This is a genomic window from Pseudomonas quebecensis (assembly GCF_026410085.1).
Classification (GTDB): Bacteria; Pseudomonadota; Gammaproteobacteria; order Pseudomonadales; family Pseudomonadaceae; genus Aquipseudomonas; species Aquipseudomonas quebecensis.
Genome location: NZ_CP112866.1, coordinates 4683038 through 4693467 on the forward strand (window position 1 = coordinate 4683038; position 10430 = coordinate 4693467).

11 protein-coding genes are annotated in these 10430 nt (G+C 61.7%); 7 read left to right on the plus strand and 4 right to left on the minus strand.

Features of this window, described 5'->3' with window-relative positions:
• Positions 1–223 precede the first annotated feature (223 nt).
• A complete protein-coding gene (locus OSC50_RS21910) occupies positions 224–2293 on the minus strand; it encodes an AsmA family protein (RefSeq protein ID WP_266245676.1) in 2070 nt (689 codons plus the stop codon).
• Positions 2294–2663: 370 nt separating this feature from the next.
• Here OSC50_RS21910 and OSC50_RS21915 point away from each other — a divergent pair, with 370 nt between their 5' ends.
• Together OSC50_RS21915 and OSC50_RS21920 are read left to right on the plus strand one after the other, a co-directional pair.
• Positions 2664–3068, plus strand: coding sequence for a hypothetical protein (locus tag OSC50_RS21915; protein ID WP_181080435.1), 405 nt, complete (start codon positions 2664–2666; stop codon positions 3066–3068).
• A 161-nt stretch (positions 3069–3229) separates the two neighbouring features.
• Complete coding sequence (locus tag OSC50_RS21920; protein WP_253510205.1) at positions 3230–3862, plus strand: TetR family transcriptional regulator; 633 nt, start codon at positions 3230–3232, stop codon at positions 3860–3862.
• Positions 3863–3867: 5 nt separating this feature from the next.
• On the opposite strand, the gene OSC50_RS21925 is transcribed toward OSC50_RS21920, so the two are convergent.
• The gene (locus tag OSC50_RS21925; RefSeq protein ID WP_181080436.1) at positions 3868–4374 is read right to left on the minus strand and encodes a C40 family peptidase; all 507 of its coding nucleotides are present in this window, start codon (positions 4372–4374) and stop codon (positions 3868–3870) included.
• Positions 4375–4651: 277 nt separating this feature from the next.
• Between OSC50_RS21925 and ureE the strand changes: the two genes are divergently transcribed.
• The 5 genes from ureE to OSC50_RS21950 all read left to right on the plus strand — a co-directional run bounded on the left by ureE (position 4652) and on the right by OSC50_RS21950 (position 8356).
• Positions 4652–5152: an urease accessory protein UreE gene (gene ureE, locus OSC50_RS21930; protein WP_266245673.1), complete on the plus strand. Its 501-nt coding sequence runs from the start codon at positions 4652–4654 to the stop codon at positions 5150–5152.
• The gene (locus tag OSC50_RS21935) at positions 5149–5823 is read left to right on the plus strand and encodes an urease accessory protein UreF (protein ID WP_266245671.1); all 675 of its coding nucleotides are present in this window, start codon (positions 5149–5151) and stop codon (positions 5821–5823) included. Before ureE ends, OSC50_RS21935 begins: the two co-directional genes overlap by 4 nt.
• Before the next feature lie 36 nt (positions 5824–5859).
• Entirely contained in the window at positions 5860–6474 is a 615-nt protein-coding gene (gene ureG / locus OSC50_RS21940) for an urease accessory protein UreG (protein WP_003188109.1), read from the plus strand.
• A gap of 23 nt (positions 6475–6497) precedes the next feature.
• Complete coding sequence (locus OSC50_RS21945) at positions 6498–7070, plus strand: HupE/UreJ family protein (protein ID WP_181080439.1); 573 nt, start codon at positions 6498–6500, stop codon at positions 7068–7070.
• Between the two features lie 167 nt (positions 7071–7237).
• Complete coding sequence (locus tag OSC50_RS21950) at positions 7238–8356, plus strand: AGE family epimerase/isomerase (RefSeq protein WP_266245668.1); 1119 nt, start codon at positions 7238–7240, stop codon at positions 8354–8356.
• Here the strand turns inward: OSC50_RS21950 and OSC50_RS21955 are convergent.
• Together OSC50_RS21955 and OSC50_RS21960 are read right to left on the minus strand one after the other, a co-directional pair.
• Positions 8328–9233, minus strand: coding sequence for a cation diffusion facilitator family transporter (locus OSC50_RS21955; protein ID WP_266245667.1), 906 nt, complete (start codon positions 9231–9233; stop codon positions 8328–8330). The genes OSC50_RS21950 and OSC50_RS21955 overlap by 29 nt on opposite strands.
• Positions 9234–9436: 203 nt before the next feature.
• Positions 9437–10201, minus strand: a complete 765-nt coding sequence (locus OSC50_RS21960; RefSeq protein ID WP_034095635.1) for an SDR family oxidoreductase — start codon at positions 10199–10201, stop codon at positions 9437–9439.
• Positions 10202–10430: the final 229 nt, after the last annotated feature.

A 10430-nucleotide genomic window follows, 5' to 3' on the forward strand; every position in this document is an offset into this window, starting at 1 on the left:
AGGAACACTGTAACTGTGGTGAGCGGGCTTGCCCCGCGTTGGGCTGCGCAGCAGCCCCAATAGGAGCGTCGCAGTATGCCAGGCTGCTCCGGGACTATGTTTTGGGGCTGCTTCGCAGCCCAACGCGGGGCAAGCCCGCTCGCCACAGGTTACTGGTTGCCCGTTCCGTCTCTTAACTGATTGGCATTGACCCAAGGGTCGCTCTTTCTGACATTTTCGACGATCACCCCTTCACCGTCTTCGGCGCTTTACCTTCCTTCATCTGCTGCAGCAACGGCGCACACTCGTTCGGCTCACCACCACTGGGCGCCACCAGCGCCAGCAGGCCGGCCGCCGGGCCGGCGATCACGCCCAGTGCCACCATGCCCGCGCCGCGCAGGGCCAGAGGAATGGCTTTGACACCCGCATTCGGCTTGATGAACGGCCCATTGACGTACAGCGGCGAGCGCAGGGAGAACATCCGAAAGCCTTTGGATTCGGGGGTGATGGTCAGGTCCAACTGTTCACTCGCCATATTGGCCGTACCGTCGACATAGATGATCGCGTTCTCGGTATCGAACACAAACAGCCGCGTAGTGGCCAGGCCACTCTTGACGCCGAAGTTCGCGGCGGCGCAGTTGATCTTCACTTCTTTGTCGCCGAACAGGCGACCCACCACGTAGTTGCCCACGTTGAGGCCGGCGATCTCCATCAGGCCACGGCTGATGGCGCCATCGTTGATCAACATCTTCAGGTCACCGTTGGAGGTGCCCAGCAGCGCGGCGACGGAGTTGCCGCGCCCGGAAATATCCGCATCGCCGTTGAGTTCGCCGAAGCTGGTTTTCATCGGTTCAAAGCTTGGGAACAGCTGCTTGAGTTTGAAATTGCGCGCGGTCAGCCGGGCACGCCCTTCCATCGGCGTGGTGCGACCGTTCAAGCGAATCTGCGCGTCGAGCTTGCCGCCGGCCACCCCGAAGCGCAGCGGTTCCAGGCTCAGTTCGCCGTCGTTGAGCACCAGGTGGGTGTAGAGGTCGGTAAAGGGCAGGTCGGCGCTGTGCACGATACGCTTACCGGTGAATTCCACATCGGCGTCCATGTCGCGCCAACGCTCGGTGCGAAACTCCTGCACCGGCAGCACCTTGGTGGCGGGCTGCTTGCTCTCGCCGCCACGGGCTTTCTGCTTGGCGTTGGAATCGGCGCCAATCAGGGGCGCGAGGTCGGTCATCAGCAACTGGTTGGACACCAGCGTTCCGCTGAGCCTGGGGCGTGGCTGGCTGGCGACATAGGCCAGGTCGCCATGGATATCACTGTCGCCGATCTTGCCATTGAAGTTTTCGTAGCGGAACGACGCGCCGCTGGCCTCATGCAGCTTGGCGATCAAATGACCGTCGGTGGCGTACGCCGGCGAATCCGGCAAGGTAACGCCGGTCAGCGGATACAGCTTGCTCAGGCTGGCGCCGGCGAGCTTCAGGCGCAGGTCGAGAGCCCCCAGGTTCAGCGGATCGGTCAGCGTGCCGGCCAGGGCGATGCGGGTGTCGGCGATCTTGACCTGCGCTTGCAACGGGAACGGCTTGGCCGCGTCCCGCAAGGCCAACAGGCCGCCGATCTTGCCGTCGCCGTCGAGTTTCTGGCCGTGGTATTGGCCTTTGACCTTGAGGGCGAACACGTAGTCCTGGGGCGCGGAGCCTTTCTCCAGCGCCTTTTTGGCATCGGCATCGCCGACGATTTCGCCGAAGGGAATGGGCTTGCCCAGCAGGTCGATGATCACATCGAGCTGGGTTTTGAGGGTTTGATCGTCAAGCGTCACGTGGCCCTTGTCGAAACCGATGGCACCGATGTCCACCTCCCAATTGGAAGGCTCGGCGTCGGGATCTTTAGGGTCGAACGTGAACGTCCAGTTAGCGCGGCCGTCGGCCAGGCGCTGCAACTCGGCGCTCGGTTCGGTGAGGTCGATACGCGGGATAACCACACGCTGCGCCAGCAAAGCCAGGGGCGATATGCGCAATTCCACTTTTTTGAGCGTGACCATCTGCGGTTGCTTCGACCAGTCCGGGTTGCCCAGGGTCAGGTCTTCGGCAATCACGTGGGGCCAGGGCACCCAGGCTCGCCAGCCGCGTTCATCGGGCTCGCGCTGCCACTTCACGGCGAGGTTGCCATTGATCGCAAACGCGCGATGCAGCTCTTCGGAGACTTTGGCGTTGAGGGGCGGCTTGATGCGGTTCCAGTCAAAGAACACCAGGATCAGGACCACTGCAGCGATTAATACAACGAAGCTGGCGCAGCTCCAAACCACAATTTTACGAGTGCGCGTCATTGCACAGGACTCCTGAATACGACCGGCTGAAGGGCAGCCTTTAGGACAGCTTACAAGACTACGACTGGCAAACCGCGTGCGGGTTTAACCCAAACCCGTTTCAGCGGGAAAAAAAGCCGCTCAATCGGCATTTTCCTGACCGACTCGACAGATTTCACAGCTTGTCGCGCACCAATGTTACCCGCATGCGTGTCGAAAATACCCACTGCGGTGCAAAACCGCGTGCTTGAGAGCCGCGTTCTAGAGCCCTCGGCGAGAACAATCAATTCTGTTGATTATTACCATTGTGTTTATGAACTTTTATATCGACTTATCGAGAGTAGCATTAGCCCTGTACCCACTTTATCGCCCTCCCAAGGAGCAACTGATCATGAAACGCCAACTACTCGCTACCGTCCTGTTATCTGTCCTGGCTTCGAGCGCTTTTGCTCTGCCAGCCGCCGAACAAGCGACCCCACAAAACAAAGCCCAAGCCGTGCAGTCCAGCCAGACCCTGGCACGCAGCGGTTCGCAGGAAGAAGAGAACCGCGACTACGCCAAAGGCGCCGTGGCTGAAAACGGCTTCAACCGTCTGCAAGAGAAAGGTCTGGTTGAAGGTGGCGCTGATCGCTTGATGGAGCGTAATGCAGTGGCTGAAGGTGGTTCCGACCGTGCCAACAAACGTGGCTACGCCGACGGCGTTGCTGAAGGTGGTGCTGACCGTCTGATGGAACGCAACGCAGTGGCCGAGGGTGGTGCCGACCGCCTGGAAGCAATGCATCAAGCTCAGAGCTGAGCCTGTGATGGCCCGAAAAAAAGCCCGATCCACCGATCGGGCTTTTGACTTTCTGCAAGACCTGTCACGTCCTTAACCGCCCCACCCGCGTCAAGTTCGACGCCGCTCGAGCGGTTTTGCTAGAGTGCGTCGCTGTACTTGTCCACAAAGCTCGCCCGCCCATGCTGCCCCGTGCCGAACAAAAGCAACAGACCCGCCTCGCCCTGATGGACGCAGCCCGCCATCTGATGGAGTGCGGCCGTGGGTTCGGCAGCTTGAGCCTGCGCGAAGTGGCCAAGACGGCCGGCATTGTCCCCACCGGTTTCTATCGGCACTTTGCCGATATGGATCAATTGGGCCTGGTGCTGGTGAGCGAAGTCGGCCAGACCTTCCGCGCCACCATTCGCTTGGTGCGCCACAACGAATTCGTCATGGGCGGCATCATCGACGCGTCCGTGCGGATCTTTCTCGATGTGGTATCGGCCAATCGCTCGCAATTCCTGTTCCTGGCCCGCGAGCAATATGGTGGCTGCCTGGCCGTGCGCCAAGCCATCGCCGCCTTGCGCGAAGACATCACCCGCGACCTGGCCGCCGACCTGACACTGATGCCCAAGCTGCAGCATCTGGATGCCGATGGGCTGCACGTGATGGCCGACCTGATCGTCAAGAGCGTGTTCGCCACCCTGCCCGATATCATCGATCCACCGCCTCACGCCCTGCCGGCCCACCTCACACCCCAGGCGAAAATCACCCAGCAGTTACGCTTTATCTTTATCGGCCTCAAACATTGGCAAGGCCTGGGCAGCACCGAATAAGCCGATCAACCGGCGTTGTGGAAACGCTTGGCGGTGGTGTAATGCTTGTTCCAGTAGCGGTTACTCAACGAGTCGATACGGACGTTCTTGCCAGTACGCGGCGAGTGAATGAATTTGCCCTCGCCGATATAAAGCCCTACATGGCTTACCCGCCCACGCCCATTCCCCTTGAAAAACACCGCATCGCCGGGCTTGAGCGCGTTGCGCTGGATGGTCGCGGCCGTCGAGCGGTGCATTGCCGCGGTGGTGCGGGGAATCTGGATATTGGCCTGGGTCTTGAACAGGTAGACCAGCAGGCTGCTGCAGTCGAACCCCTGGTCAATCGATGTGCCCCCCCATTTATAGGGGGTGCCGAGCAATTGGTGGGCGCGGTCGACCACATTCTCGATGGAGGCCGACGGCACGTTGTGAAGTGAAGAACCAAAGGTTGAACGCGGTTGGTAATTGGCTGACGCCGTTGAAACGACAAACGCCAGGCCGATAACAACGGCAGTTAAAAATGACTTGATCATGATAAACGTCGCAGGGGATTAAACACGCCGCAAAGCCTAATTACTGTGCGCGTACCTCGATGAGCGTGAATTCCTGAGTCCTTGTAGGAAAATTCCCAAACCGCTCTCAAGGAGTGCAATACATTTCCCGGCGCACACTTTTGGGGCGATTCGGTTTTGCCCGACCGCCCTATTACGTGGCACACGCACGCCTACCTACAGGTAATTCCTACGCTTACTCAGGGTTGGCAAGGCCCTTGCTCTAGCTGGTTTATCGCCCCTCGCTGGAAGCTTTCTGATGCTGGTGATCCACCGCCGAATCGCCCCCCAAGCCCTCTGGGCCGCCGAGTTGCAGCTCAACTTCGAAGCGCGCAGCAAAAGCCGTCTGCGCTGTTTCAGTGCCGATGGCGAAGACGTCGGCCTGTTTCTGGAGCGCGGCCTGCCGCCGCTGCACGACGGCGAATGCCTGCAGGCCGAAGACGGACGTGTCGTACGCGTCACTGCGCGCCCTGAACAGTTGCTGCACGTCACCTGCCGCAGCGCTTATGAACTGACGCGCGCCGCCTATCACCTGGGCAACCGCCATGTGGCGCTGCAGGTCGGGGATGGCTGGCTGCGCCTGCTTGACGACTACGTGCTCAAGGCCATGCTCGAACAACTGGGTGCCCACATCGACACCCTCGAGGCGCCGTTCCATCCGGAACACGGCGCTTACGGCGGCGGTCATCATCACTCGCGCCATGGCGATGAAGATTTCAACTACCCACCCAAGCTGCATCAGTTCGGCGTGCGTCCATGAACCCAGCCTGGGCGCTGTTGCGTCTGGCCAGTCCGCAATTGCCGATTGGCGGCTACAGCTATTCCCAGGGCCTGGAGATGGCCGTGGAGAACGGCCGGGTCCACGATGCGACGAGCGCCAGACGCTGGATCGGCGATCAGTTGCTGCTCAACCTGGCACGCTTCGAGGCACCGCTGCTGCTTGCGCATTGCCGGGCCGCGGCTGCCCGGGATTGGCCACGGTTGTCGCAGTTATGCGAAGAACACCGCGCCAGCCGTGAAGCCCGAGAGCTGTATCAAGAAAGCCGGCAGATGGGCTATTCCCTGCAACAACTGCTCAACGGTTTGCCCGAGCTGGACGACGCCGCGCGCCGCTTTCTCGAGCACCTCAGCGAACCGCACCTGGCCCTCGGCTGGGCGCTGGCCGCGCGCGCCTGGGGCATCAGCGCCGACGACGCCCTCGCCGCGTGGCTGTGGAGCTGGCTGGAAAACCAACTGGCCGTGCTGATGAAAACCCTGCCTCTGGGCCAGCAAGCGGCCCAGCGCCTGACCAGCGAACTGTTGCCGCTGCTGCAGAGCGCCCAGCAGGAGGCCAGCCGCCTCGATCCCGACCATTACGGCAGCGCCGCGTTTGGCCTGTCCCTGGCGTGCATGGCCCATGAGCGCCAGTACAGCCGGCTGTTTCGTTCATAGGTTCTTTTTTTGGCGCCCCTTACTTCGGAGAAACACATGAACACACAACCCTTGCGCGTCGGCATCGGCGGCCCGGTGGGCTCCGGCAAGACCGCCCTGACCCTGGCCCTGTGCCTGGCGCTGCGCGATCGCTACAACCTGGCGGTGGTCACCAACGATATCTATACCCGCGAAGACGCCGACTTCCTGGTGCGCAACCAGGCCCTGGCGCCCGAGCGCATCATCGGCGTGGAAACCGGCGGCTGCCCGCACACCGCGATCCGGGAAGACGCCTCGATCAACCTGGAAGCGGTGGATCAACTCAACCGCCGCTTCCCCGGCCTGGACCTGATCCTGGTGGAATCCGGCGGCGACAACCTCTCGGCGACGTTCAGCCCGGAGCTGTCGGACCTGACCATCTACGTGATCGATGTGTCCGCCGGCGACAAACTGCCGCGCAAAGGTGGCCCGGGTATCTGCAAATCCGACCTGCTGGTGATCAACAAGATCGACCTGGCGCCTCTGGTCGGTGCTTCGCTGGAGCTGATGAACAGCGACACCCAGCGCATGCGCAACGGTAAACCCTTTGTGTTCAGCAACCAGAAAACCGGCGTTGGCCTGGATGACATCGTGGCCTTTATCGAACGCCAGGGTCTGCTGACCGCCGCCTGATCCCTCTTCTAAGGAAGCTAGTTATGAGCCTCAACAAACTCTTTGCCACCGCAGCCCTGCTCATCGCTCCGGCGTTGGCCTTTGCCCACCCCGGCCACGGCGACAACGGCCTGGTGGCCGGCATCAGTCACCCTTTGGGCGGTCTCGATCATTTGCTGGCCATGCTGGCGGTGGGCTTGTGGGCCGCCCAGCAAAAAGGCGCCGCGCGCTGGGCGCTGCCGTGCACGTTTGTCGGCACGATGCTGATTGGCGGCCTGCTGGGTTTCGAGGGCCTGGCGCTGCCGGCGCTGGAAAACGGAATTGCCGCCTCGGTTCTGGCGCTGGGCCTGGCCGTGGCGCTGGCGGTACGGCCGCCGCTGTTCGTGGCGATTGGCGCCACGGCGTTGTTTGCGCTGTTCCACGGTGTGGCCCATGGCCTGGAACTGCCGGATATGTCCAGCCCTTGGGCGTACGCTGCTGGTTTTGTCGGTGCGACGGCGGCACTGCACGCGGCCGGTTATGCACTGGTGCGCTTCCTGCCGACGGCGGCTGCGCCAATGGTGCGAGTAGCCGGGGCGGCTTCGGCGGCGACTGGAGTCTGGTTGCTGGCGGGCTGATTTGCAGCACGGCTGAAGGCCTCATCGGGGCAGGCCCCCTCCCACATTTGGCTGCATCGCTATCAAAAGGTGGGAGGGGCTTGCCCCCGATAGCTCTGCCACAGACACCACAGAACCCAAGCCTGCTACCATGCGCGCCTACACCCCTGCCGTGACGACGCCAGCCAATGCCCAGCGCTTCCCAACCCTCTTTGAACACCGTGCTCACCCACTTCCATGACCTGATCGTGCCACTGTGGCAAGGCCCGGGCTGGAATGCCGAGCTGGCGTTGCCCTACGAGGCGCTGGACGCCGACCACCACCCCTTGCCGCCGCAGCGTTACCGCTCCATGGCTTGCGCACGACAGTTGTATCTGTTCGCCAGCCTGATCGGCCAGGCCGATGCCGAATATGCCGAAGCGCGGGCGGCGGCGTTGTTCCGTTCCCTGCAGCGGCACTTTCACGACGCCGAGCACGGCGGCTGGTTCTACAGCATCGACCCCGCCGGCCAGCCGCTGGACACGCGCAAAGACCTCTACACCCACGCCTTCATCATCTTCGCCTGCGCCCATTACTGGGCCAAGGTGCGCGAACCGTTGGTGGAATCGGTGCTCAATGTCGCTCTGGAAGTGGTTGCACAACGTTTCGCCAGCGATGACGGCCTGTACGACGCCGTCCTGCAACGCGACTGGTCATCGCTCGATTCCGGCCCATTGCAGAACCCGTTGATGCATCTGGCCGAAGGCTTTCTCGCCACCCTCGCGGTGCGCGAAGACGCCGCCGTGCAAGCCGCCCTGCTCAACCTGGCAACGGCCATGCAGCAACGTTTCATCGACCGCCGGCACGGCGTGATGATGGAAAAGCCGCTGGGCGCTGTGGATAACTGGTTTGAGCCGGGCCACCAGTTCGAATGGTTCTTTTTGCTGGAGTCATCGGACGTGCTGCGGGGCACGCCGCTGCATGCCTCACTGACGCGGGCGTTTGCCTATGCCGAACTCACGGGTGTGGATAAGTTAACCGGCGCGGTCAGCGGCATGCTCGCCCTGGACGGCAGCGTGCGCGACGGCACCCAGCGTATCTGGGCCCAGGCCGAATACCTGCGCGCGCTGACCTTGCGCCCCAACAGCCAGGCCGTGTTGCAACGCCAATTGCTGGCGCTGCAGCAGCACTTCCTGCACGACAAAGGCTGGCACGAATGCCTGGATGCCAACGGCGCCGTGAGCCGACGGGACATGCCGTCGACCACGCCGTATCACTTGGCCACCTGTTACCAGGGCCTTACGCAATCCACTTACGATCTGCGGTAAAGCTGATCGTTAACCAGCGCGCCGCATCCGGCGTGCCCAGCCCTGTGGATATCTCCTCACGCAATGCGTCGAGAGTCGCAACGTTGTTCACCGGGTAATCCACCGGCAATACCACATGGATTTCGATGAACCGCGCGCGCCCGTGCTTTTGCACATACGACACGTAGTCCTCGAAACCATGGCGGGCTTTCAACGCGTCCATCACCTCGCGCACTGTGTCGTCCAGATGATCCGGCGCAATCCCCAACACGTCGCGCAACGCCGGACGCAGGATCTTGAACGCCGGCGCCAGCATGCTCAATGCCAGCAGGATCAGGATCAGCGGGTCGACATACACCGCCCACTCGGCATAGCCCTGGGACTTGAGCAACAGTGCGGCCAGGAAGCTGATCAGCAGCCCCACCGACAGCATCGCGTCCACCAGCCAACTGATGTTATCGAACTGGATCAACGACGATTTCAGTGCGCGGTTGCGATAACGCACATAGAAGAAATAGCCGAACTCGACGACGGTAAACACCGCCGCGTAGATAATCACCAGGCCCAATTCGACCTCGCGCCCGCCATTGATAATGCCGAACACGCCGTTGAGGAATGCATAGATGGCGATCAGCAGCAGGAAACTGCCTTCGATCAGCAGCACCATCGGCTCCAGGTGCCAGTAGCCAAATTGGAAACGCTCGTTGCTTTTCTTGGCGATCAGCTTGGCGGTGATCAGCATCAGCACCTTGATGGCGGTGGCGATCAGCGAGAAGAAGCCGTCGAACAGAATGGATTGGGCGCCGGATACCACGCCCGTGACAATCCCGGCGATCGCGACCGCTAACATCAGAATCGTCGATTGTTTGAGCAGTGACTGCTCACCTCGGTTACTCACATTGCCTCCCGTCAAAACCCTAAATCCGCACGATGCGGAGGGGCTTTCAGGCGGCGAGTATACCTTATGCCGTGTTTTGGCCGATTTGACGCCATCGGGGGCAAGCCCCCTCCCACAGTTGACCGGTGCACATATCAGGTTTGTGAACACGGTCGAGTGTGGCAGGGAGCTTGCCCCCGATGGCAGCGACTCGGTCTAAAGCCTTACTTCGCACCCCGCTCAATCGCAAACCCCGCCCAGCTCTGGCTCACCGGCATCAGCTCCAGGCGGTTGATGTTGACGTGCGCCGGGGTGTTGAGCACCCAGAAGATAGTGTCGGCGATGTCCTGCGGCTGGATCGGTTCGGCGCCGGCGTAGGTGGCGTCGTAACGCGCCTGGTCACCGCCGAAACGCACCAGGGAGAATTCGCTTTCACACAGGCCCGGCTCGATGTTGGTCACCCGCACTCCGGTGCCTTGCAGGTCGCAACGCAGGTTCAGGGAGAACTGTTTGACGAACGCCTTGGAGCCGCCGTACACATGGCTGCCGGGGTACGGGTAGCTGCCGGCGATGGAGCCCAGGTTGATGATGCCCGCGCCACGGCCATGGGCGATCAGGCGCGGCAGCAGCAGATGGGTGGTGGTCAGCAGGCCTTTGATATTGGTGTCGACCATCGTTTCCCAGTCGTCCAGGTTGCACTTGGGCGCGGGGTCGGTGCCCACCGCCAGGCCGGCATTGTTGATCAGCCCGCGCAGGGTGGCGAACGACGGCGGCAGGTTAGCGATGGCGTCTTCCATGCCCTTGCGGTCACGCACGTCCACTACCAGGCCGTGCACTTCGGTCTGCTTGGAAAGCTCTTCAACCAGGGCATTCAACCGCTCGGCACGGCGGCCGGTGAGCACCAGTTTCCAGCCGGCCTGGGCGAAACGACGAGCACAGGCTTCGCCGAAACCAGAGGTGGCGCCAGTAATAAACAGCGTGTCGGACATGGTGTTCTCCTTGCGAGCGACGGGAAAAAATCAGCCAGCAGGATGCCCGTCCCTTGTCGTCGCGGCAACCGCTACGCATCACAACCGCCGCACACCTGATCAAATTATGACCAACTCGCGCATAGCCCCATAAACCGTGGTCTGCAGCCAGATGCACGCAGGTTATCCACAACTGCGCCCACAGTCTTTGGGGGCAAGTGGTAAACCTTCAAAGCCGCTGTATATAAGG